The sequence below is a fragment of the Tsukamurella sp. II2bb genome, assembly GCF_057815145.1.
This window is the reverse complement of sequence record NZ_JBYPZI010000007.1, coordinates 157,747-178,969: the sequence shown is the minus strand read 5'-3', so window position 1 is coordinate 178,969 and position 21,223 is coordinate 157,747. Positions and strand designations below refer to the sequence as shown.

Below are 21,223 nucleotides of genomic sequence, written 5' to 3'. Positions count from 1 at the left end.
GATGTGGCCAGCCTCAACCAGTTCCGCGCGTTCATCCTGGCCGCCGATCTGGGCTCCTTCACCGCCGCCGCCGAGGTTCTGGGCATCGCCCAGGCCTCGGCGTCGGAGCTGGTCCGCAGGCTCGAGGAGGAGTACCGCGCTCCCCTGTTCCTCCGGTCCGGACGTCGCCTGACGGTGACCGTCGCCGCGGACGCGCTCATGCCGCACGCGCGGCGCGCGGTCGCCGCGGCCGACGACGCCGATCGGGCACTCCGCTCCCTCCGCTCGCTCGAGGGCGGGACGGCGACCTTCGGCGTCCCCCGCAACGCCGACTACTACCGCCTGTCCGATCTGGTCCGGACCTTCCACACCCGGTATCCGGCGGTGCGGGTGCGACTGGTCGGACAGAACTCCGCGGAAACCGCGGAGGCCATCGCCACCGGCGTGATCGAAGCCGGACTGGTGGTGCTCCCCGTCGACCACGACGAACTCGCGCTGCGCCCCCTGGTGCGCGACCGGGTGCTGCTGGCGACCGCCTCCCCGCCCGAGGAGGCGGGCATCGGAATGGCGGAATTGGCGCGCCGAAGACTGATTCTCTACGACGCCCATTACGGATGGAACGACCCGACCCGGCGACAATTGCGGGAACGCGCGCAAATGGCGGGCGTGGATATCGAACCGTGGATCGAAGTCGAACGCGCGGAGGCCGCGCTGGAATTGGCGGCGGCCGGGATCGGCGACACGGTGGTGAGTGCCGCTATCGCCGCCTCGCCCCTCTTCCCGTCCGCGTTGTCGACGGTGCCCTTCGCGGTCCCGCTGTACGACACCATCGCGCTGGCGACCCGCCGCAACCGCCCGCTCTCGGCCGCTACCAGGGAGTTCTCCCGGCTCGCCGAGGACTCGATCCGCACCCTCGTCGACCCGGCAGCGGCGACGGCCCGGCCCGACGACTCCCCCGTGCCGATCATCGAACACGCCGCGCGGTGACGTTCCCGACGGCCTGTTCCGCTCTGTCCGGAAGCACAGGAAAATCATGTGCAAGGCACTGGAGAAGAGCCGCTACCGGGCTTTCGGAGAAAGCCGTACCGTCTTCTCCATGCAGATCACGAAGCAGGAATCAGAATTCATCGGACCGCTGACCTGGCTCAAGAAGCCGGCCATTGACGGGCCGCCGGCGCAGCGCGATCCGAAGGTCGAGGAGCGTGTCTCGGAGATGCTGTCCACCATCGAGCGGGACGGCCTCGACGCCGTCCGCCGCTACAGCAGCGAGCTCGACGGCTGGGACGGCGACCTGGAGGTGTCCGCCGGGGACCTCGCGCGCAGCGGCGACTCGCTGCCCACCGACGTGCGTGAGGCCCTCGAGCTGGGGCACGCGCGGACCGACGCCTTCGCCCGCGCGCAGCGCAGCCACCTCACCGACTTCGAGATCGAGCTGGCGCCGGGTGTCGCGGGCGGCCAGAAGTACATCCCGATCAACCGCGTCGGCGCCTACCTTCCCGCCGGCCGGTTCCCGCTGCTCGCCAGCGCGCACATGACCGTCGGCGTCGCCAAGGCAGCGGGGGTTCCCACCGTCGTGGCGTGCACGCCACCGTCGGGAGAGCACGGACCGCACCCGGCGGTCCTCTACGGCGCCCACCTCGCCGGTGCCGACCGGGTCTTCGCGATCGGAGGCGTGCAGGCGCTCGGCGCCATGGCCTTCGGACTGCTCGACGGCCTGCCCGTCGACATGCTCGTCGGCGCGGGCAACGCCTTCGTGACCGAGGCCAAGCGACAGTTGTTCGGCCCCATCGGCATCGACCTGCTGGCCGGGCCGTCGGAGGTGGCCGTCCTCGCCGACGAGACCGCCGATCCCGACTGGGTCGCAGCGGACCTGCTGGGGCAGGCGGAGCACGGCCCGAACTCGCCCGCCGCCCTGATCACGACCTCCGCCGAGCTCGGCGCGCAGGTGATCGCCGCGATCGAGAGCCGTCTCGCCACGCTGGCGACGCGCGAGATCGCCGGCGCGGCATGGCGCGACTACGGGTCGGTCATCGTCGCGGCCGACGCGGAGCAGGCGGCGAAGGTCGCGGATGTGCTCGGCCCGGAGCATCTCGAGATCCACACCGCCGACGACGACTGGTACCTCGACCGGCTCAAGAACTACGGTTCGCTGTTCCTCGGCCGCTGGTCGACGGTGGCGTACTCGGACAAGGGCATCGCCGGCACCAACCACGTGCTGCCGACGGGGAAGACGGCGCGGTACAACGCCGGCCTGTCCGTCTCGCGCTTCGTCAAGCCGGTGACCTACCAGCGCGCGACGAAGGAGGGCACCGCGGCCCTCGCCCCGTCGGTCGAGCGGATCTCCGCCTTCGAGGGGCTGGCCGCCCACGAGGCCACGGCGACGATCCGGATCGAGGCCGTCGGCCGCTTCTCCGGGGCCTTCGACGGCACCTGCGCGGTGAGCCGCGAGACCGTCTGACCGCCTGCCGCGATGCACGAAGCCCGCGGCCGATCCCACCCGAGAGGTGGGATCGGCCGCGGGCTTTCGGGTTGCGCCGGTTAGCTGTTCGCGCTGATGGACTTGCCGGCGGAATGCAGGTCGTTGCAGGCCTCGACGACCCGCTCCGCCATGGATGCCTCCGCCTTCTTCAGGTACGAGCGGGGGTCGTAGACCTTCTTGTTCCCGACCTCCCCATCGACCTTGAGCACCCCGTCATAGTTACTGAACATGTGCCCCGCCACCGGACGGGTGAACGCGTACTGCGTATCAGTATCAACATTCATCTTCACCACGCCGTACGACAACGACTCCTCGATCTCACTCTTGAGCGACCCCGAACCACCGTGGAAGACGAAATCGAAGGGCTTACTCCCCGCCGGCAGACCCAACTTCTCCGACGCCACCGCCTGACCATCCCGCAACACCGACGGACGCAACTTCACATTCCCCGGCTTGTACACACCATGAACATTGCCGAACGTCGCCGCCAGCAGGTACCCCTCCGTCCCCAACGCATCGACCGTCTTCCCGAAGTCCTCATCACTGGTGAACAGCTTGTCGTTGATCTCATTCTCGACGCCGTCCTCCTCACCACCGACCACACCGATCTCGATCTCCAAGATGATCTTCGCCGCCTTACACTTGGCCAGAAGCTCCTGCGCGATCTCCAGGTTCTCCTCCAGCGGAATCGCCGACCCGTCCCACATGTGCGACTGGAACAACGGATTCAGGCCCCTGTCCACCCGCTCCTGCGAGATCGCCAGCAACGGACGCACCAACCCGTCCAACTTGTCCTTCGGGCAGTGATCGGTGTGCAGGGCGACCGTCACGTCGTACTTCGCCGCCACCACATGCGCGAACTCCGCCAACGCCACCGCACCGGTCACCATGTCCTTGACACCCAGACCGGAACCGAACTCCGTACCACCGGTCGAGAACTGGATGATCCCGTCACTCCCGGCGTCGGCGAAGCCCTTGATCGCCGCATTGATCGTCTCACTCGACGTGCAATTGATCGCCGGATACGCGTAACCGTTGGTACGAGCGCGGTCCAGCATCTCCCGATAAGCCTCGGGGGTCGCGATGGGCATTCTGTCCTCCTGAGCGGTTCGACGGTTCCAGGTGAAAGACTAGTCCTCATGGAGCTCGCTGTCGGGCTGGTCGCCCTCGTCGCCACGGTTCTGGTGGTGAGCGCTTTCTGCGACCGCCTCGGTCTCGCCGCACCGCTGGTCCTGACGGTGGTCGGGATCGGCGCCTCGTTCGTCCCCTCGATCCCGGATGTGCCCCTGCATCCCGATGTCGTGCTGCTGGGCCTGCTGCCGCCGCTGCTCTACGCCGCGGCGTCGAGGGCCTCGCTCGTCGACTTCAAGCAGAACATCCGACCGATCGGGATGCTCTCGGTGGGACTGGTGCTGTTCACCGCCGCCGCGGTCGGCGTGGTGACCTCCTTCCTGCTCGACATCCCGTTCGCCGCGGGCCTCGCCCTGGGCGCCATCGTCGGGCCGCCCGACGCGGTCGCGGCAACCGCCGTGGGCCGGCGCATCGGCCTCCCGCGCCGGGTCACCACGCTGCTCGAAGGCGAGTCGCTGTTCAACGACGCCACGTCGATCGTGCTCCTCCGCACGGCCATCGCGGCGGTCGCGGGCACCATCGGCTTCTGGCAGGTGCTCGGCTCGTTCGCGCTGAGCGCGATCGGCGGCGTGGCGATCGGCGTGCTCGCGGCCGTCCTGATCCGATTCGCGCTGCGCCGGCTCACCGATCCGGTGCTCACCACCGGCATCACCCTGATCAGCCCGTGGATCGCCTACCTGCCCGCCGAGCACATCCACGGCTCGGGCGTCGTGGCGACGGTCGTCGCCGGGCTCATCGTCGCCTACAAGGCGACCACCGATCAGACGGCGATCGGCCGGATGTCCGCGCGGATCAACTGGAACACCATCCAGTTCCTGCTGGAGAACGCCGTCTTCCTGCTCATCGGGCTGCAGATGCGCACGATCTTCGAGGGTGCGAACGAGTCGGCCATCGGCTGGCCCCTGATAGTCGCCACCTGCGTCGCGGTGATGATCACCGTGATCCTCGCCCGCATGGTGTGGTGCGCGCCGTCCGCGCTGCTCGCCATCAAGGTCGACGATGCGAGTGAACGGCTCAGCGCCGGGGAGACGACGGTGCTCTCCTGGGCCGGCATGCGCGGCGTCGTCACGCTCGCGGCGGCCTTCATCCTCCCCGTGGACTTCCCGGACCGTGAGGTGCTGGTCTTCGCGGCCATGGTCGTGGTGGCCGGCAGCCTCCTCATCCAGGGCTCCACGCTCCCGGCCCTCGCCGGACTGCTCCGCGTGCAGGGTCCCAACGCGCGCACCGATGCGCTGCAGCAGGCCGTCGTGATGCGGTCTGCCCTGGGTGCGGGTCTCGCCCGGCTCGACGAGATCGCCGCCAGCCCGGAGAACACCGTTCCCACCACCGTCCTCGACGGGGTGCGTGAACACACGATCAGCCGCGAACGGGCGTTCTGGGAACGGCTCGGACCGGATGCCACGAACACCCCCGCCGCGCAGCTCCGTGCGGTCCGGTTGCAGATGATCGCCGCCGAGCGCGACGAGGTGCTCCGGATGCGCGATGCCGGCCAGGGCGACCACGAGGTGCTCGAACAGGTGCTCTCGAACTTCGACGTGGAGGAGGCGATGCTGGAGGTCTCGGCGGTCCGCAGCGAACGCATCGCGGTCGCCGAGCTGCTGACTCCGCCGTGGGCGCAGGACGAATGTGACCATCTTCGCGTGGCGGACGACTTCGCCGACCCCGTGCCGCTGAGCGAGACCTGCCTCGAGTGCGCCGAGTCCGGCCAGAACCCCGTCGCCCTCCGACTGTGCCTGACCTGCGGACACGTCGGCTGCTGCGACTCCTCGGAGGGCAAGCACGCGACCGCGCACTACGAACACACCAACCACCCGGTGATCCGCAGCTTCCAGCCCGGCGAGTCGTGGCGCTGGTGCTACATCGATGAACTGTTGAAGTAGAGCGGGCCTCGGGGCCGGTATTCTGGTCGCCGTGCCTCTCAACGACCTGACTCTGGCCGCCTCGACCACCATGCAGGCGTTCGCCCTCAAGGACATCACCGATCCGGTGGCGGTCCTCAACGCCTTCGGCGGCATCGCCCTGGTGGGCCTACTGCTGGTGGTGTTCATCGAGTCCGGCGTGCTCTTCCCCGTGCTTCCGGGCGACTCGCTGCTCTTCGTCGCGGGCCTGCTCAGCGCCGCCGGGACCGGCGCCGCCGTGGGCGAGGCCACGTACACCGGCTCGGCGATGTCGCTGCCGGTGTTGCTGATCGCGACGCCCATCGCGGCGATCCTCGGCTCGCAGGTCGGCTACTTCATCGGCCGCTTCGGCGGGGAGAAGTTCTTCAGCCCCGACGCGCGCTTCCTCAAGACCAAGTACCTGGAGGAGTCGCACGAGTTCTTCGAGAAGTACGGTCCCGCCACGCTGATCCTGGCCCGCTTCGTACCCTTCGTGCGCACCTTCGCGCCGATCGCCGCCGGCGCCGCGAAGATGCACTACGCCAAGTTCGTCACCTGGAACGCGATCGGCGCCGTGATCTGGGCGGACGGCATCCTGCTCCTGGGCGTGTGGCTCGGCAAGATCGACTTCGTCCGCGCCCACATCGACATGATCTTCATCGGCATCGTGCTGGTCTCGGTGCTTCCCATCGTCCTGGGCGTCGTGAAGAAGTACCTCGCGGGGCGGCGCGACGCCGCCGCCGACACCGGCGCCTAGGGCCCGCCCGTGCTCGACTTCGTCCAGACCGCCGGGCCGGTGATGATCTGGCTCGTCGTGGCCGGTTTCGTCTTCTGCGAGTGCGCCTTCATCATCGGGCTGTTCCTCCCCGGCGATTCACTGCTGCTCACCGCCGGCCTGGCGATGGCGACGACCGGCCATTCCTCCCTGTCCGTGTGGGGCCTCGCGATCGCCGCGTTCCTCGCCGCGATCGTCGGCAACAACGTGGGCTACGGCATCGGCGTGAAGATGGGCGACCACGTGCTCGCCAAGCAGGACGGCCGCTACCTCAACGCGCACAACCTGCACCGCGTCAAGGAACTCATGGACCGGCACGGCTTCCTGTCCGTGCTCATCGCCCGCTGGATCCCGTGGGTGCGCACGCTGTGCCCGCTGGTCGCGGGCGCCGTGGGCATGGACAAGCGGAAGTTCACGGTCGCGTCGGTGCTCGGCTCGTTGATCTGGGCGCCGTTCCTGCTGCTCGTCGGGTACTACGCCTCGGCCGCTCTCGAGGACTACAAGTGGATCCTGCAGTGGGCGCTTCGCGGCATGGTCGTCATGCTGGTCGTCGGCACCGTCATCGGGATCGTCGGCTACCGCCGCGAGATGTCGAAGCCGAACGTCACCGTCGACCTCGATGACTGACGGCCCGCCCTCGAAAGGACCGAGATGACCGTCCTGCAGGCGCGCGACCTGTCGGTCGCGTACGCCGACCGCACCCTGTTCTCCGGCCTCGACCTGGTGATCGCGCCGGGCGACGTGGTCGGGCTGGTCGGCGCCAACGGGGCCGGGAAGTCGACACTGCTCAAGCTGCTGGCCGGGGTCGGCCCCGGCGGCGGGCCCGAGGTGACCGGCACCGTCGACCTCTCCCCCGCCGACGCCGAGGTCGGGTACCTGGCGCAGGAGCACGAGCGGCGTCCCGGCGAGACGGTCGCGGGGTTCGTGGCGCGGCGCACCGGGGTCGCGGCGGCGCAGGAGGCGATGGACGCGGCGGCGGAGGCCCTGGCGACCGACCCCGGCGAGGACCACTACACACCCGCGCTGGACCGCTGGCTCGCGCTCGGCGGCGCCGACCTCGACCAGCGGCTCGACGCGATCCTGTCCGACGTGGGGCTGGACGATCCGGAAGCGGAGATGACGGGGCTGTCGGGCGGGCAGGCCGCCCGCGCCGGGCTCGCCGCGGTGCTCGCCTCGCGGTACGACGTGCTGCTGCTCGACGAGCCCACGAACGACCTGGACCTGGCCGGCCTCGAGCTGCTGGAGCGCTTCGTCGTTGAGGGCTCAGGGGCTGCGGCGATTGCTCTGGTCTCGCACGACCGGGAGTTCCTGGCCCGGACGGTGACCGTCGTCGTCGAGCTCGATCTCGCGCAGCAGCAGATCGGCGTCTACGGCGGCGGCTACGAGGCCTACCTCGTCGAGCGGGAGGTCGCGCGGCGGCACGCGCGCGAGGAGTACGACGAATACGCCGGCAAGCTCTCCGACCTGCAGGATCGCGCGCAGATGCAGCGCAACTGGATGGAACACGGGGTGCGGAACGCGCGCCGGAAGATGAAGAACGGGGATCCCGACAAGGCCGGCCGCAAGGCGCGACTCGAGTCCACCGAGAAGCAGGCGTCGAAGGCGCGGCAGACCGAGCGGGCCATCGAACGGCTCGCCGTGGTCGAGGAGCCGCGCAAGGAGTGGGAGCTGCGGATGTCGATCGCCGCGGCGCCTCGTAGCGGCACGGTGGTGGTGACAGCGTCGGGAGCGTCCGTGGCGTATCCCGGCGCCGGGAGCGGGCCGAGTCGTAGCGGCCTGGTGGTGGGACCGGTCACGGTGAGCGTCGAGTACGGCGACCGGATCCTGCTGACCGGCCCGAACGGGGCCGGCAAGTCGACGCTGCTGGGGCTCCTGCTCGGCCGCATCGCCCCGTCCTCCGGGACCGTGACGCTCGGCTCCGGCGTCGAGATCGGCGAGGTCGACCAGGCTCGCGGGCGTTTCCTGTCCGACGGTGCCCTGCTGGACGCCTTCTGCGCGGAGGTGCCGGAGACGCCGCCGGCCGACGTGCGGACACTGCTCGCGAAGTTCGGCCTGCGCGGGCACCACGTGCTGCGCCCGGCGTCGTCGCTCTCCCCGGGCGAACGGACCCGCGCCGCGCTGGCCCTGCTGCAGGCCCGCGGGGTGAACCTGCTGATCCTCGACGAGCCGACCAACCACCTCGACCTGCCCGCGATCGAGCAGCTGGAGCAGGCGGTCGAGTCCTTCGACGGCACCGTCATCCTGGTCACGCACGACCGCCGGATGCTGGACACCGTCCGCGCGACGCGCCGTTGGCGCATGTCCGACGGTGCCCTGACCGAGGACTGAAGCCGGTCGGCTTGCGGCCAACAGAATCGACCACAGGTGTTGTCACATGTTTCTGTGACCTCTTGCACAGCGCTATAAGTCGACTTACAGTGAAGGTAGCCCACCGAGGAGACCGTCATGCCGCTACCTTCAGCCCGTCCGCTGCGCTCCCGGCGCTGGAAGATCGACCGCAACCGTGGATTGGACCCCGAAACCGACTTCGTCGAGATCGCCCGGAACCTCGGTACGTACGACTTCCCGTGGGACATCACGCAGGCACTGAGCTTCGCGCTGTTCCGGACCTACGCCGTCCCCAGCATCGGCCGCCTGCTCGCGGAGACGGGCGAGTTCACCGAGCGGGTGCAGAAGCGCTACGACGACACGGCCCTGCTCCTCGAGGTCCCGCTGCTGAAGGGCTTCGCCGACCCCGACGGGAAGGCGGCGATCCGGCGGATCAACCAGATGCACAAGATGTACGACATCTCCGACGACGACATGCGCTACGTCCTGTGCACCTTCGTCGTGGTGCCCGTGCGGTGGATCGAGGACTACGGCTGGCGCCGGCTCACCGAGGCCGAGAAGCTCGCGACCGTCCGCTACTACCAGACGCTCGGCAAGCACATGGCGATCCCGGACATCCCCGCGACGTACGAGGAGTTCGCCGAGTTCATGGACTCCTACGAGGCGGAACACTTCGCGTTCGACGAGGGCGCGCGCCGCGTCGCCGACTCCACCCTGAACCTGCTCAAGGCCTTCTACATCGCACCCGTGCGCCCGGTGATCGGCGTCTTCAGCCGCGCGCTGATGGATCCTCCGCTGCTGCGCGCCTTCCACTACGCCGACCCGGGCCCCGTCGTGCGCCGGCTCTCCGTCGGCGCGATGAAGCTGCGCGCGCGGCTCCTCTCCGTTCTGCCGTCGCGACGTACACCCGCGCTCGTGCGGAACAACCACCGGATCCGCAGCTACCCGAAGGGCTTCCGCACCGAGGAGCTGGGCACCTTCGCGCCGGGCTGCCCCGTGCACCGGAGTACCTCCACCGGTGCCACGGCTGCCGGAACCACCGCCGACGCACCGAGGCTGGAAGCGCACTAGGAGCGGCTCACGCCTCCCGACCGAGGATGTGGCGCCGGAGTGCCGGGATCACCAGGTCCCACGTCGCGGGCGGCGGGATCTCGTGCCCCGGGCCGTGCAGCACGAGCAGATTCGCGCGCGGGATCATCCGCGCCAGCTCCTCGCCGTGCGCGAGCGGGAACAGCGGGTCATCGGCGCTGTGGATCACCAGCGCCGGAGCCGCGATCGCCGCGGGATCGACGGGCGGCGCAGGCTCCACGAGGAAGTGGTTGTTCAGCGATGACTCCATGTTCCGCGTCCGGCGCACCTCGCGCGTCGCGATCGCCTGCGTCCGTTCCTCGTCGAGGCCGCCGGAACCGGCGTAGGGCCGCTCGACGTCCACCCGGTAGTCGATGACGGCGGCCTCGTTGGACCAGTCGACCGCCGGCGGCGCCTCCTCGAAGCTCGCCGCCACCGCGGGCGCCGGCCCCGGCAGCGGGGCGTGCTCGCCGCCCGCCGGGCTGGACTCGATCAGTGCCAGCGACAGCACACGCCGGGGCGAACCGACCGCCACCGTCTGGCCGATCCCCGCGCCCATGGACATCCCGACGACGTGTCCGGCGTCGATGCCGAGGGCATCGAGGATCCGCAGCGGATCGGCGGCGAGGTCGGCACCCGTGTAGTCCGGCGCGCCGGGTGGGGAGGTCGCGGACTCCCCGGTGTCGCGGTGGTCGTAGCGGATCACCTGCAGATCGTCGCCGGCGAGCAGCGTGCAGAACTCCGGCGTCCACCAGTCCATGGACTGCCCACCACCCGCGATGAGCAGCACCGCAGGGCCATCGGGCGCACCCCGGCGATCGACCGCGAGGGCGGTCCCGTCGACCTCGATGACCTGCATGCGACCTCCTCGGCCTCAGCCCCGCGCCAGCGCGGCCGCGGCTTCCATCGCCATCCAGCCGCCGATCTGCACGGACAGGTCGCGCTCGGGCGTCTGGCTGGACCGCACGGTGCCGCCGGTGAAGTACGCCGGTGTATCGGTCCCGCCGGGGATCCGGGCGTCGCGGGTCCAGTCCGCGGAGAAGAGCACCCTGCCGTCGAGTTCGCGGATACCGCGCCAGGCCGCCTCGGCGGAGGCGAAGACGATGTCCGCAGCGGCGGACCGTGCGTCCTCGGCGCCCGGCCCCCGTAGTGCGCGGGCGGCGAACGCGAGGTACCGGATGAGGATGCCGTTGAACAGACCACCGTCACCGCCGTCACCGCCGACGATCACGTCCCCCTCGGTCATGTGCTCGGCGACCGCGGCGATGAGTCCGGCCGCCCGGACGGCATGCGTGGGGGCCAGATCCGAGGAGAGTTCCGCATCCAGGCCGATGGCGACGCCCTGGTTGTAGGAGTACTTCTCGGGGTAGATCTTCCCGGCGTCCGGACCGCCGTCGTCACCGTCGACCCCGTCGTTGATCAGGCCGGTCTCGAGATCGAGCAGCCTGCGGTAGAGCCAGTCCGAGGTCTCCTCGGCCCGCTCGAACCTGCCCATCCGCGCGAGGAAGATGCCGGCCGGCCCGTTCGCCGGAGCGTTGAGGAACAGGCCCTTCGTGCGCCACGGGATGCCGCCGCCGGCCTCGGGTACCCACGCGTCGTACAGGACGTCCCGCAGCACCCGGAGCCGCCGTTGCGCGTTCAGCCCGGCGTGCCGCTGCGCGCGCTCCAGAGCGAGGCCCATCCAGGCCATGTCGTCGTAGTAGGAGTTGGTCACCCGAAACAGGTTCCGCACTCGGTGCCCCCGCGCGATGCGCAGCACCAGCTTGCGGGTGCTGGGCGCCCCGTCCCGCAGGTAGGCGTCCACCGCCACATCCAGCAGGTGCGCCTGCCACCAGTAGTTCCAACTGACGAACAGCGCCTCCCGCCGAGTCGCCGGGTAGGCGGGTGTGCCGAGCAGCGTGCCGGGGATCCCCCAGACGGGCTTCAAGTGCCGCTCGACCACCGCGGCCTGCGCCGCCGCTGCGCGCTGATTCCACTCGACCGAACTCATGCAGACATCACAGCACGAGAGTCCGACAAGCGCACGTCCCCGCAGGTCACACCCGCCGAAGCTCGCCCCATCAGAGACCCGACCGCGCGCCGGGTATCTGGTCAGGCCTGACCAGGTCGGGTAAACTGGACGCGTGAGCAACGCCGAGTTCAACATCTACGCCGCGAAGTCACAGTTCTCGCGGCTCGTGGCGCGTGCCGAGCAGGGGGACAGGATGACGATCACACGCAACGGAAAGCCGGTCGCCCGGCTCGTCCCGTACGTTCCCGATCGGCCGGTGCGCACTCCGGGCGTCTGGGCCGGTCGGGTCGAGATCGCCGACGACTTCGACGTGCTGACCGAGGCTGACCTCGAAGATTGGTACGGCGGCGAGTGAGGCTCCTCGCAGATACCCATGTCCTCCTGTGGTGGCTGGAGAACGATCTCCGCCTCCGGCCTGGCCACCGTTCACTGATCGAGAACGATGCGAACACCGTACTGGTGTCGGCGGCCACCGTCGCCGAGGTTTCGATCAAGGCCTCCCTCGGCAAGTTGATCGCTCCTGAGATGAGCGAGGACTTCCTCACCGCGCAGGGGTTCACACTGCTCCCGCTCAGCGTCCGTCATGCGCAGGCGATCCGCGACCTACCGTGGCATCACCGTGACCCCTTCGACCGCATGATGATCGCGCAGTGCCTGGTCGAGCAGGTGCCGATGCTCACGGTTGACGAGCAGATCCGCAAATACGGCATCGCCACCCGATGACATCTCGACGTCACCAGGCGGCGTCGAGGTCCGCGTGCTCGCGGATCCAGGCGTGCATGGCGATACCGGCGGCCACGCCCACGTTGATCGAGCGGGTCGAGCCGAACTGGGCGATCGACACCGTCGCCCCTGCGATGTGACGGGCGCCGCCGGAGACGCCCGGGCCCTCCTGCCCGAACAGGAGCAGGCACTTCTCGGGAAGGCGGGCTCGTTCGAGGGGCACCGAGCCGGGCAGGTTGTCGACGGCGACGATCGGCAGGTCGCGCGCGGCGCACCACGCGGCCAGGGCGTCCGTATCGGGGTGGTGGTGCAGATGCTGGTAGCGGTCGGTGACCATCGCGCCCCGCCGGTTCCACCGCCGCCGTCCGACGATGTGCACGGCCTCGGCGCCGAAGGCGTTCGCGGTCCGCACGACGGTCCCGATGTTGGCGTCGTGCCCCAGATTCTCGATCGCGACGTGGAACGGATGCCGGCGCGCATCCAGATCGGCGACGATCGCCTCCCGCGTCCAGTAGCGGTAGGCGTCGACGACGTTGCGGCGATCCCCCTCGGCCAGCAGCTCCGGGTCGTACCGCGGATCGGTGGGAGCCGGAACGCCGGGATGCTCGGAGGCCCACGGCCCCAGGCCGACGGCATGCGGTCCGGGCAGGCCCGTCACCCATTCGGTCGGCCCGAGCTCGTCGTCCGGGCCGGGCTCGGCGCCGGCCATCAGCCCGTCAGAGTCCGAGGTCTGCGAGGCCGAGCACCGAGCGGTACTCGAGTCCCTCGGCGGCGATGACGTCGGCGGCGCCGGTCGCGCGATCGACGACGGTGGCGACGCCCACGACCTCGGCGCCGATGTCACGCAGGGCGCGGACGGCAGTGAGCGGTGAGTTGCCGGTGGTCGTGGTGTCCTCGACGACGAGGACCCGCTTGCCCACGACGTCGGGCCCTTCCACCTGGCGCTGCATGCCGTGCGCCTTCGCGGCCTTGCGGACGACGAAGGCGTCGATCGGCCGGCCGGGGGAATGCATGACGGCGGTGGCCACCGGGTCCGCCCCCAGGGTGAGGCCGCCGACGGCGACGTAGTCCCAGTCGGCGGTGAGCTCGCGCAGCAGCGCGCCGATCAGCGGCGAGGCCTCGTGGTGCAGCGTCGCGCGCCGGAGGTCCACGTAGTAGTCGGCCTCACGGCCGCTGGACAGCGTGACCCGGCCGTGGACGACCGCCAGCTCGCGAACGAGCTCGGCGAGCCGTGCCTTGGCTGCGGGGTCGAGGGGCACGGAGTCGAGGGGCCCGGTCACCGTCCGGCCTCCCGACCGGAACGGACCGGCACCGGCTGGCCCGGGTCGCGCGGGCCGCCCGCGGTCACGACGCGGGCGTGTCCCTCCGGCGGGAGCACGCGCAGCAGGTCGCCGAAGCGCCGCACGGCCTCGAGCGCCTCGTCGAGATCCTCGGGATCGTCGGTGGCGGCCATGGACGCCAGGGTCCACTCGCCCTCGTTCCACAGCGACTCGATGTAGTCGGGCACCTGCTCGGCGAAGGTGATCATGCGCCGGTCCGCGACGCGGCGCGCGACCTCGGCGTTGTTCGTGTAAAGCACGCGGGGGCCCAGGGCGCCGAGCGTCTCCATGCCGGGCTCGCTGGGGCCGTGCCGGCCCTCGTGCCGCAGATCCAGCAGCGCGCCCGACGACGCGCCGCGGCTGACGGCCGCGATCGTCGCGACGTCCTGGAGGTCGAAGACGTAGGCGGCGGCGCCGAAGTAGCTGCCGTAGGCCACGTCGACGATCTCGGGATCGCCGGAGACCACCATGCCGCCGCGATGGAACTCGTCGCGCAACGACGGGTCCGTCCTGCTGTAGACGAACTCCCTCTCCGCGGCCCAATCGGCGCGCTCGGAGTGCATGTTGGGCGAGTGGCTGCGCTCATACCAGATGAGCGCGGCGGCGAGCGCCGCGCAGACCACCGCGAGAATCAGGAACACTACGTACGACATCGCCACCTACACTAGCGCGTCGACCGGCCGGTTCACCCGACAGACGGCGTTCCGGCGATGGAGATCTGACCGGCGTAGATCGCCAGGGCCGATCTGCCGTCGGCGCTGACCTGGATCATGACCACATCGCCGACCCTGAGATCGGACAGGGTGTTGCCGTGGGTGGTGGTCACCTGGGTCGTCGGACCCGTGTGCAGGACGACGGTGCCGCCGTCGGGGGCGGACCGCACCGTGATGGCCGCGGCCCCCACGGACGTCACCGCGCCGATCACCTCACGACCGGGGGTGATCGCGACGGAACGCTGGTCGTTCACCGAGACCCCCGCGGACTGGGCCGCGGGCAGAATGCGCCGCGAACTGCCGAGGTCCGCCGAGACGTGCAGCGCGTAGGCGATCCCCACCCCGACCACACCGATACCGAGCAGGCACAGGATCACCGCGGGCCACGGGCCGCGGACGCGAGCGTCACCCCCCACGGCGACCACCTCCTCGCGTTCGAACCTGCATCTCATGGTGCCCCTCGACAAGGGCGTCCTGCGCGAAACTATTCGCCATGTCTGAGACGGGGCTGTGAATGTGACGGGCGAATCTCTATGCACCCGCTAGCGTTATCGAAATGGGAAGACTCTGGCCACCACGATCCCTCACCGACGGCGACGCGCCGGACGCGCGGTTCACCCTCGCCAACGAGCGGACGTTCCTCGCGTGGATCCGGACGTCGCTGGGACTGATCGCCGCCGCGGTGGGCCTGGAGGCCTTCGCCCCGCAGGTCGTCTCCGGTGCGGTCCGGACGCCCGCCGTCGTGGTGCTGCTGATCGTCGCCGCCGGACTGGCGGGATATGCCTTCCGGCGCTGGCTGACGGTGGAGGCGGCGCTGCGCACGGGCCGCGACCTGCGCGGTTCGGCCGCCACGATCGTGCTCGCCGGGCTGCTCGTCCTCGCCGGGGCCGTCCTGGCCGCCTCGATGCTGATCAAGTGAGCGTGAGCGAACCGCCGACACTCGCGGAGGAGCGGACCCTCCTCGCCCGCGGGCGCACGGCGTTCTCCGTGGTCCTGACCTGCGCCCTCGTCGCGCACGCGTCCACCGACGTGCGGACCGTCGCGGCACCGTTGTGCCTGGCCGTGGCGGTGGTCTCGGTGGTGGCGCTGCGGCTGCGGGCGCCGAGGACCCAACTCCTCCTCACCGTCGCCGTGGTGGTGCTGGCCGCGGTCGGACTGCTGACGGCGGTGCACTGACACTGACCGGAACCGGGTCCTGGTGAGTGCGGACGAAGCATTTCCATCCTGATCACCAGCGGCCCGGTGCGCGACGTCAGCCGGCGTCGCGCACCCGGATCCCGACGGTGCCGCCGGCGCCCCGGCGGAGCTTGGAACCGGTCACGGTGAGCCACCCGAGCACGCCGTACTTCTTCGCGATCCGCGCCGCGGCATCGGCACCGTCGGTGATCTCGCCCGTCCCCGCCACCTCGGGGCCGGTGGTCTTCTTCCCGCGCGCATCGCAGGCCTGGACCAGCACGGCGGGGTTGCGCCGCAGCCGCTTGACCTTCCAGGAATCGGCGACGGTCCAGACCACGAGGTCGGCGCCGTCGCGCGCCGCCCAGAGCGGGGTGGCGACGGGGGTGCCGTCCTTGCGGAAGGTGGTCAGCAGGACGTACTTCGCGTCCGCGACGGTAGCGACAGTGGCGGTCATTCGCCCAGCGTAACCGGCCAGCACCCGGGCACGCTGCGGGCGATCCAGCCCGCGATCGCGGCGCCCACCTCGGCGGGCTTCTCCTCGCTCATCCAGTGGCCGGAGTCGATGATCACCTCGGTGAGGTCGGTGCACGCGGCGCGCATGGGGTCGGCGAGCCGGGTCCCGACGGTCTCGAGGATCGCGTCGTAGCGTCCGTGCAGGAACAACGCCGGCTTGTCGATCCGCCCGGAGTCCAGTTCCGTCTTCGCGTACTCGGCGTCGGCGCGGGCGTTGACGTACCAGGCGTTGGGTCCGGCCATGCCGTTCCGCTCGAAGGCCGCGACGTAGACCGCGTGGTCCTCGGGTGTGAGGACCGCCGGGTCGAGCGGCAGCTGCGGGACCGGACCGCCGCCGAACCAGCCCCCGTTGCGAGTGATGACCGCGGTCGGCGCCGGACCGTCGAGGTGCCGCGGGTGGCCGCTGCGGAAGAGTGCGGCGACCAGGCCGGGCAGGTCGCTCTCGAACTGGGCCGTCGCCTCGTCGAAGGACTTGAGGTAGTGCACCTGGTAGTCCCACTGGCCGTAGGGGTACTGGTCGGCGGGGTACTTCTCGCGGTCGATCAGGTCGAAGGGGGTGGGTCCGCTCGCCGGGAAGTGCGGCACGTTCAGCGAGGCCACGGCGTCGACGACCGCGGGATGGTGGGTGGCGATGTTCCAGACCACGGGCCCGCCCCAGTCGTGCCCGATCCAGATCGCGCTCGACCGGCCGAGCCCGGCGAGCAGCTCCAGCATGTCGGTGACCGCCTCCTCGCGGCGGTAGGCGCTCTTGTCCGGGTGCACCGTCGACGATCCGTAACCGCGCATGTCCGGCGCCACGCACCGGAAGCCGAGCGCGCCGAGCGCGCGCAGCTGGTGCCGCCAGGTGTAGCCGAGCTCGGGCCAGCCGTGCACGAAGATCAGCAACGGACCGTCGACCGGACCGGAGGCGAGATAGGCGGTGGTGTGGCGGGCGGTCCGCACGACGTGCGGCGTGAGCGTGGTCATGGCTCCACCCTGACACGTCCCGCGAATGCTTGCCCCCGCGCCGTCGGCGGCACACTATTTGAGACATGCCTCACGTGATCGTTCAGAACTGCTGCAACGACGCCTCCTGCGTGCCGGAGTGCCCCGTGGACTGCATCCACCCGACGCCCGACGAGCCCGGATTCGCCACCGCCGAGATGCTCTACATCGACCCGGACGTGTGCATCGACTGCGGCGCGTGCATCGACGCCTGTCCGGTCTCGGCGATCACCACCGACTACGAGCTGACCGCGGAGATGGCCCCGTTCGAGGCGATGAACGCCGACTACTACCGGGCCGTCGGGTCGGCGGCCGACCTCGACCATCCGTACGCCGATCCGCAGCTCGGCCGCCGCCGCCCGCCCGACGGCGCCGCTCCCCTGCGGGTCGCGGTGGTGGGCGCCGGTGCGGCGGGGCACTACGCGGTGAGCGAGTTGCTCAGCCGCATCGATGTGCGCGCCGAGATCGACGTCTACGAGCGGCTGGCCGAGCCGGGCGGCCTGGTGCGGTTCGGCGTGGCCCCCGACCACGGGGAGACGAAGAGGGTGCAGGAGCAGTTCGCGGTGGCCCGGGCGCGGAGCGGGGTGAGACTGCACCTCGGGGTCGCGGTCGGCTCGAACGTCACGCACGAGGAGCTGGCCCGGACCCATCACGCGGTGATCTACGCGGTGGGGGCGCTGCACGGGCGGCCGCTGCCGTTGCCGGGTGGCCACCTGCCCGTCGTCGCGGCCGCCGCCGACTTCGTGGCCTGGTACAACGGTCACCCCGATTTCGCCGATCTCGCCGTCGACCTCACGCACGAGCGGGTCGTCGTTCTGGGCAACGGCAACGTCGCCCTCGACGTCGCGCGGATCCTCACCGCCGATCCGGAGGTCTTCGTGGGAACGGACATGTCCGACGCGGCCCTCGATGCCCTGCGCGCCTCCCGCGTGCGGGAGGTCGTCGTCCTCGCCCGACGGGGCCCGGACCATGCCGCCTTCACGACGCCCGAGCTGGTGGGGCTGTCGCGAACGGTGCCGGTGGTGGTGCACCCCGCCGATCTCGAGCACGTCGACGCGGAGCCCGCCGATCCGCAGGCCCGGCACTACCGCGCGCAGAAGCTGGACCTGCTGCGCGCCCTCTCCGCCGCACCCGCGCCGGCCGCCGACGGGCGTCGGGTGGTGCTCCGGTTCGGCACGCCGCCGGTCGCCATCACGCAGTCCGACGGTGCCGCCACCGTCACTTTCGACGACCACGGCACGGAGTCGGGCCTGGACTGCGGCCTGGTGCTCGCGGCGATCGGCCTGCGCGGCACCGCCGTTCCGGGCGTCCCCTTCGACGAGGCGGCCGGGGTCATCCCCAACGCCGGCGGCCGGGTCCTCGGTCCCGACGGTGCCCCCGTCCCCGGCGTGTACGTGGCCGGGTGGATCAAGCGCGGGCCCACCGGCGTGATCGGGACGAACCGCTACGACGCCCGCGGCACCGTCGACGCCCTGGTGACGGACTTCCACGCCGGGCTGCTCACCGCCGAGTAGGACACGAAAGCGGGCGCGACCGAGATGGTCGCGCCCGCTTCGTCGGGTGATCTAGCTGATGATCAGCCGCTCGCCATCGGGCGAGAGGGTGACCTTCACGGCGTCACCGTCGCGGACATCGCCCGCGAGGAGGGCCTTGGCGAGCTGGTCGCCGATGGCCTGCTGCACCAGGCGGCGCAGCGGCCGGGCGCCGTAGAGCGGGTCGAAACCGCGCTCCGCGAGCCAGCCCTTGGCCTCGTCGGAGACCTCGAGCTCGAGCCGGCGCTGGCTCAGCCGCTTGCGCAGCTGGTCCAGCTGGATGTCGACGATGCCGGTCAGCTGGTCCGAGCTCAGCGAGTCGAAGATCAGCACATCGTCGAGCCGGTTGATGAACTCGGGCTTGAACTTCGCGCGCACCGCGGCCATCACCTGTTCGGGCGTGCCGCCCGCGCCGAGGTTCGACGTGAGGATCAGGATCGTGTTGCGGAAGTCCACCGTGCGGCCTTGGCCGTCGGTGAGCCGGCCCTCGTCGAGCACCTGCAGCAGCACGTCGAAGACGTCCGGGTGCGCCTTCTCGACCTCGTCGAACAGCACCACCGTGTAGGGGCGGCGCCGCACGGCCTCGGTCAGCTGGCCGCCGGCCTCGTAGCCGACGTACCCGGGAGGCGCGCCGACGAGCCGTGCGACGGAGTGCTTCTCGCCGTACTCGGACATGTCGATGCGCACCATGGCGCGCTCGTCGTCGAAGAGGAACTCCGCGAGCCCCTTCGCCAGCTCCGTCTTACCCACGCCGGTGGGGCCGAGGAACAGGAACGAGCCGGTGGGCCGGTTCGGGTCCGCGACGCCGGCGCGGGTGCGGCGCACCGCATCCGAGACCGCCGTGATCGCGGCCTCCTGGCCGATCACGCGCTTGCCGATCTCCGACTCCATGCGCAGCAGCTTCGCCGTCTCGCCCTCGAGCATGCGGCCCGCGGGGATCCCGGTCCACGAGGAGACCACGTCGGCCACGTCGTCCGGGCCGACCTCCTCCTTGAGCATGACCTCGCCGTCGGAGGCGGCACCGGACTTCTCGACGGCGGCCTGGAGTTCCTTCTCCAGCGCCGGGATCTGCCCGTAGCGCAGCTCAGCGGCCCGGCCGAGGTCACCGTCGCGCTCAGCGCGCTCCGACTCGCCCTTCAGCGTCTCCAGCTGCTCCTTGAGCGAGCGCACCGAGTCGATGGCGCCCTTCTCGTTCTGCCAGCGGGAGGTGAGCTGGGCCAGCTTCTCCTTGTGGTCGGCGAGCTCGCCGCGCAGCTTCTCCAGCCGGTCCTTCGACGCGTCGTCGGACTCCTTCGACAGCGCCATCTCCTCGATCTCGAGGCGACGGACCAGGCGCTCCTCGGCGTCGATCTCCTCGGGCCGCGAGTCGATCTCCATCCGCAGGCGCGAGGCGGCCTCGTCGACGAGGTCGATCGCCTTGTCCGGCAGGAACCTGCTGGTGATGTAGCGGTCGGACAGGGACGCGGCGGCGACCAGCGCGGAGTCGGTGATGCGCACGCCGTGGTGCACCTCGTACCGCTCCTTGAGGCCGCGCAGGATGCCGACGGTGTCCTCCACGGACGGCTCGCCGACGAAGACCTGCTGGAAGCGGCGCTCGAGTGCGGCGTCCTTCTCGATGTACTGGCGGTACTCGTCGAGCGTGGTGGCACCGACGAGCCGCAGCTCGCCGCGGGCCAGCATCGGCTTGATCATGTTGCCCGCGTCCATCGCGGAGTCGCCGGTGGCACCGGCGCCGACGATGGTGTGCAGCTCGTCGATGAAGGTGATGATCTGGCCGGAGCTGGCCTTGATCTCGTCGAGGACGGCCTTGAGCCGCTCCTCGAACTCGCCGCGGTACTTGGCGCCCGCGACCATCGAGCCGAGGTCGAGCGAGATCACCGTCTTACCGCGCAGGGACTCGGGCACGTCGCCCGTGACCACGCGCTGGGCCAGGCCCTCGACGATGGCAGTCTTGCCGACGCCGGGCTCGCCGATCAGGACCGGGTTGTTCTTGGTACGGCGGGACAGCACCTGCACGACGCGACGGATCTCGTTGTCACGCCCGATGACCGGGTCGAGCTTGCCCTCGCGGGCGCGCGCGGTGAGGTCGGTCGAGTACTTCTCCAGAGCCTGGTACTGGCCCTCGGGGTTCTCCGAGGTGACCTTCGCGCTGCCGCGGACGGCGGTGAACTTGTCCCGGATCTCCTGCGGCGTGGCGCCCGCGGAGGTCAGCACCTGCGCCGCCTGCCCGCCGGCCTCGGCGAGGCCGTAGAGCACGTGCTCGGTCGAGACGAACTGGTCGCCCATCTCGGTGGCGAGCTTCTGCGCCTCACTGATGGACGCGATGGACTCGCGGCTGAGCTGCGGCGTGGTGGTGGATCCGCTCGCCTTCGGCGCCCGGTCCACGAGATCCTGCGCGCGGTTGCGGATGGTGACGGGGTCGACGCCGACCGCCTTGAGCAGCGGCGCGGCGATCCCGTCGGTCTGGTCGAGCAGCGCCACCAGCAGGTGCGCCGGAGAGATCTCCGGGTTACCCGCGGCGGACGCCGCCTGCAGGGCCGAGGTCAGCGCGGCCTGCGTCTTCGTGGTGGGCTGGAACGAATCCAACGTGATCCTCCTGGGTCGTCTCGAACACG

General features: G+C 70.5%; 22 protein-coding genes. 12 read left to right on the top strand and 10 right to left on the bottom strand.

Features of this window, described 5'->3' with window-relative positions:
* The first annotated feature begins 3 nt into the window (after positions 1 to 3).
* On the top strand, positions 4 to 966 hold the full coding sequence (locus AC21LY_RS16830; RefSeq protein WP_489047701.1) for a LysR family transcriptional regulator: 963 nt from the start codon (positions 4 to 6) through the stop codon (positions 964 to 966).
* Between the two features lie 109 nt (positions 967 to 1,075).
* Positions 1,076 to 2,437 carry a histidinol dehydrogenase gene (gene hisD, locus AC21LY_RS16825; protein WP_489047700.1) on the top strand — a complete coding sequence of 454 codons (1,362 nt, stop codon included), beginning with the start codon at positions 1,076 to 1,078 and terminating at the stop codon, positions 2,435 to 2,437.
* Positions 2,438 to 2,517: 80 nt separating this feature from the next.
* Here hisD and fbaA read toward each other — a convergent pair whose 3' ends face one another.
* Positions 2,518 to 3,549, bottom strand: a complete 1,032-nt coding sequence (gene fbaA / locus AC21LY_RS16820; protein ID WP_489047699.1) for a class II fructose-bisphosphate aldolase — start codon at positions 3,547 to 3,549, stop codon at positions 2,518 to 2,520.
* Positions 3,550 to 3,597: 48 nt separating this feature from the next.
* On the opposite strand from fbaA, the gene AC21LY_RS16815 reads away from it, so the two are divergent.
* From AC21LY_RS16815 to AC21LY_RS16795, 5 genes are all read left to right on the top strand, one after another.
* On the top strand, positions 3,598 to 5,469 hold the full coding sequence (locus AC21LY_RS16815; protein ID WP_489047698.1) for a Na+/H+ antiporter: 1,872 nt from the start codon (positions 3,598 to 3,600) through the stop codon (positions 5,467 to 5,469).
* 70 nt (positions 5,470 to 5,539) lie between these two features.
* On the top strand, positions 5,540 to 6,223 hold the full coding sequence (locus tag AC21LY_RS16810; RefSeq protein ID WP_489047804.1) for a DedA family protein: 684 nt from the start codon (positions 5,540 to 5,542) through the stop codon (positions 6,221 to 6,223).
* Between the two features lie 9 nt (positions 6,224 to 6,232).
* Positions 6,233 to 6,868: a DedA family protein gene (locus AC21LY_RS16805; protein WP_489047697.1), complete on the top strand. Its 636-nt coding sequence runs from the start codon at positions 6,233 to 6,235 to the stop codon at positions 6,866 to 6,868.
* A gap of 24 nt (positions 6,869 to 6,892) precedes the next feature.
* Positions 6,893 to 8,569 (top strand): ABC-F family ATP-binding cassette domain-containing protein, encoded by a 1,677-nt coding sequence (locus AC21LY_RS16800; RefSeq protein ID WP_489047696.1) that lies wholly within the window; start codon positions 6,893 to 6,895, stop codon positions 8,567 to 8,569.
* A 117-nt stretch (positions 8,570 to 8,686) separates the two neighbouring features.
* Complete coding sequence (locus AC21LY_RS16795; protein ID WP_489047695.1) at positions 8,687 to 9,640, top strand: oxygenase MpaB family protein; 954 nt, start codon at positions 8,687 to 8,689, stop codon at positions 9,638 to 9,640.
* 7 nt (positions 9,641 to 9,647) lie between these two features.
* Here the strand turns inward: AC21LY_RS16795 and AC21LY_RS16790 are convergent, their stop codons facing one another.
* Positions 9,648 to 10,496: an alpha/beta fold hydrolase gene (locus AC21LY_RS16790; RefSeq protein WP_489047694.1), complete on the bottom strand. Its 849-nt coding sequence runs from the start codon at positions 10,494 to 10,496 to the stop codon at positions 9,648 to 9,650.
* 15 nt (positions 10,497 to 10,511) lie between these two features.
* Complete coding sequence (locus AC21LY_RS16785; RefSeq protein ID WP_489047693.1) at positions 10,512 to 11,627, bottom strand: glycoside hydrolase family 76 protein; 1,116 nt, start codon at positions 11,625 to 11,627, stop codon at positions 10,512 to 10,514.
* A gap of 133 nt (positions 11,628 to 11,760) precedes the next feature.
* On the opposite strand from AC21LY_RS16785, the gene AC21LY_RS16780 reads away from it, so the two are divergent.
* Positions 11,761 to 12,003, top strand: a complete 243-nt coding sequence (locus AC21LY_RS16780; protein WP_489047692.1) for a type II toxin-antitoxin system Phd/YefM family antitoxin — start codon at positions 11,761 to 11,763, stop codon at positions 12,001 to 12,003.
* Entirely contained in the window at positions 12,000 to 12,371 is a 372-nt protein-coding gene (locus tag AC21LY_RS16775; RefSeq protein WP_489047691.1) for a type II toxin-antitoxin system VapC family toxin, read from the top strand. The genes AC21LY_RS16780 and AC21LY_RS16775 overlap by 4 nt, the downstream gene beginning before the upstream one ends.
* A 10-nt stretch (positions 12,372 to 12,381) precedes the next feature.
* Here the strand turns inward: AC21LY_RS16775 and AC21LY_RS16770 are convergent, their stop codons facing one another.
* Genes AC21LY_RS16770 through AC21LY_RS16755 form a run of 4 tightly spaced genes read right to left on the bottom strand, consistent with a single transcriptional unit; the run spans position 12,382 to position 14,855 of the window.
* A complete protein-coding gene (locus AC21LY_RS16770) occupies positions 12,382 to 13,080 on the bottom strand; it encodes a TrmH family RNA methyltransferase (RefSeq protein ID WP_489047690.1) in 699 nt (232 codons plus the stop codon).
* Between the two features lie 7 nt (positions 13,081 to 13,087).
* The gene (gene pyrE / locus AC21LY_RS16765; RefSeq protein ID WP_489047689.1) at positions 13,088 to 13,651 is read right to left on the bottom strand and encodes an orotate phosphoribosyltransferase; all 564 of its coding nucleotides are present in this window, start codon (positions 13,649 to 13,651) and stop codon (positions 13,088 to 13,090) included.
* Positions 13,648 to 14,343 carry a hypothetical protein gene (locus AC21LY_RS16760; RefSeq protein ID WP_489047688.1) on the bottom strand — a complete coding sequence of 232 codons (696 nt, stop codon included), beginning with the start codon at positions 14,341 to 14,343 and terminating at the stop codon, positions 13,648 to 13,650. Before AC21LY_RS16760 ends, pyrE begins: the two co-directional genes overlap by 4 nt.
* 32 nt (positions 14,344 to 14,375) lie before the next feature.
* Positions 14,376 to 14,855 carry a hypothetical protein gene (locus tag AC21LY_RS16755; RefSeq protein WP_489047687.1) on the bottom strand — a complete coding sequence of 160 codons (480 nt, stop codon included), beginning with the start codon at positions 14,853 to 14,855 and terminating at the stop codon, positions 14,376 to 14,378.
* A 104-nt stretch (positions 14,856 to 14,959) separates the two neighbouring features.
* On the opposite strand from AC21LY_RS16755, the gene AC21LY_RS16750 reads away from it, so the two are divergent.
* Both AC21LY_RS16750 and AC21LY_RS16745 read left to right on the top strand, forming a co-directional pair.
* Entirely contained in the window at positions 14,960 to 15,322 is a 363-nt protein-coding gene (locus AC21LY_RS16750) for a YidH family protein (RefSeq protein ID WP_489047686.1), read from the top strand.
* On the top strand, positions 15,319 to 15,579 hold the full coding sequence (locus tag AC21LY_RS16745) for a hypothetical protein (protein ID WP_489047685.1): 261 nt from the start codon (positions 15,319 to 15,321) through the stop codon (positions 15,577 to 15,579). Before AC21LY_RS16750 ends, AC21LY_RS16745 begins: the two co-directional genes overlap by 4 nt.
* 76 nt (positions 15,580 to 15,655) lie before the next feature.
* Here AC21LY_RS16745 and AC21LY_RS16740 read toward each other — a convergent pair whose 3' ends face one another.
* Together AC21LY_RS16740 and AC21LY_RS16735 are read right to left on the bottom strand one after the other, a co-directional pair.
* The gene (locus AC21LY_RS16740) at positions 15,656 to 16,033 is read right to left on the bottom strand and encodes a PPOX class F420-dependent oxidoreductase (protein ID WP_489047684.1); all 378 of its coding nucleotides are present in this window, start codon (positions 16,031 to 16,033) and stop codon (positions 15,656 to 15,658) included.
* Positions 16,030 to 17,058, bottom strand: a complete 1,029-nt coding sequence (locus AC21LY_RS16735) for an alpha/beta hydrolase (RefSeq protein ID WP_489047683.1) — start codon at positions 17,056 to 17,058, stop codon at positions 16,030 to 16,032. Before AC21LY_RS16735 ends, AC21LY_RS16740 begins: the two co-directional genes overlap by 4 nt.
* A gap of 65 nt (positions 17,059 to 17,123) precedes the next feature.
* On the opposite strand from AC21LY_RS16735, the gene AC21LY_RS16730 reads away from it, so the two are divergent.
* A complete protein-coding gene (locus AC21LY_RS16730) occupies positions 17,124 to 18,590 on the top strand; it encodes an FAD-dependent oxidoreductase (RefSeq protein ID WP_489047682.1) in 1,467 nt (488 codons plus the stop codon).
* 51 nt (positions 18,591 to 18,641) lie between these two features.
* On the opposite strand, the gene clpB is transcribed toward AC21LY_RS16730, so the two are convergent.
* A complete protein-coding gene (gene clpB / locus AC21LY_RS16725) occupies positions 18,642 to 21,194 on the bottom strand; it encodes an ATP-dependent chaperone ClpB (RefSeq protein ID WP_489047681.1) in 2,553 nt (850 codons plus the stop codon).
* Positions 21,195 to 21,223: the final 29 nt, after the last annotated feature.

Coding starts and splice junctions, on each gene's coding strand:
- AC21LY_RS16735 (WP_489047683.1), bottom strand. CDS start 17,058: ATGACCACGCTCACGCCGCACGTCGTGCGGACCGCCCGCCACACCACC.
- AC21LY_RS16810 (WP_489047804.1), top strand. CDS start 5,540: ATGCAGGCGTTCGCCCTCAAGGACATCACCGATCCGGTGGCGGTCCTC.
- AC21LY_RS16770 (WP_489047690.1), bottom strand. CDS start 13,080: ATGGCCGGCGCCGAGCCCGGCCCGGACGACGAGCTCGGGCCGACCGAA.
- AC21LY_RS16760 (WP_489047688.1), bottom strand. CDS start 14,343: ATGTCGTACGTAGTGTTCCTGATTCTCGCGGTGGTCTGCGCGGCGCTC.
- AC21LY_RS16740 (WP_489047684.1), bottom strand. CDS start 16,033: ATGACCGCCACTGTCGCTACCGTCGCGGACGCGAAGTACGTCCTGCTG.
- hisD (WP_489047700.1), top strand. CDS start 1,076: ATGCAGATCACGAAGCAGGAATCAGAATTCATCGGACCGCTGACCTGG.
- AC21LY_RS16790 (WP_489047694.1), bottom strand. CDS start 10,496: ATGCAGGTCATCGAGGTCGACGGGACCGCCCTCGCGGTCGATCGCCGG.
- AC21LY_RS16750 (WP_489047686.1), top strand. CDS start 14,960: ATGGGAAGACTCTGGCCACCACGATCCCTCACCGACGGCGACGCGCCG.
- AC21LY_RS16755 (WP_489047687.1), bottom strand. CDS start 14,855: ATGAGATGCAGGTTCGAACGCGAGGAGGTGGTCGCCGTGGGGGGTGAC.
- AC21LY_RS16785 (WP_489047693.1), bottom strand. CDS start 11,627: ATGAGTTCGGTCGAGTGGAATCAGCGCGCAGCGGCGGCGCAGGCCGCG.
- AC21LY_RS16730 (WP_489047682.1), top strand. CDS start 17,124: ATGCCTCACGTGATCGTTCAGAACTGCTGCAACGACGCCTCCTGCGTG.
- fbaA (WP_489047699.1), bottom strand. CDS start 3,549: ATGCCCATCGCGACCCCCGAGGCTTATCGGGAGATGCTGGACCGCGCT.
- AC21LY_RS16795 (WP_489047695.1), top strand. CDS start 8,687: ATGCCGCTACCTTCAGCCCGTCCGCTGCGCTCCCGGCGCTGGAAGATC.
- AC21LY_RS16800 (WP_489047696.1), top strand. CDS start 6,893: ATGACCGTCCTGCAGGCGCGCGACCTGTCGGTCGCGTACGCCGACCGC.
- AC21LY_RS16815 (WP_489047698.1), top strand. CDS start 3,598: ATGGAGCTCGCTGTCGGGCTGGTCGCCCTCGTCGCCACGGTTCTGGTG.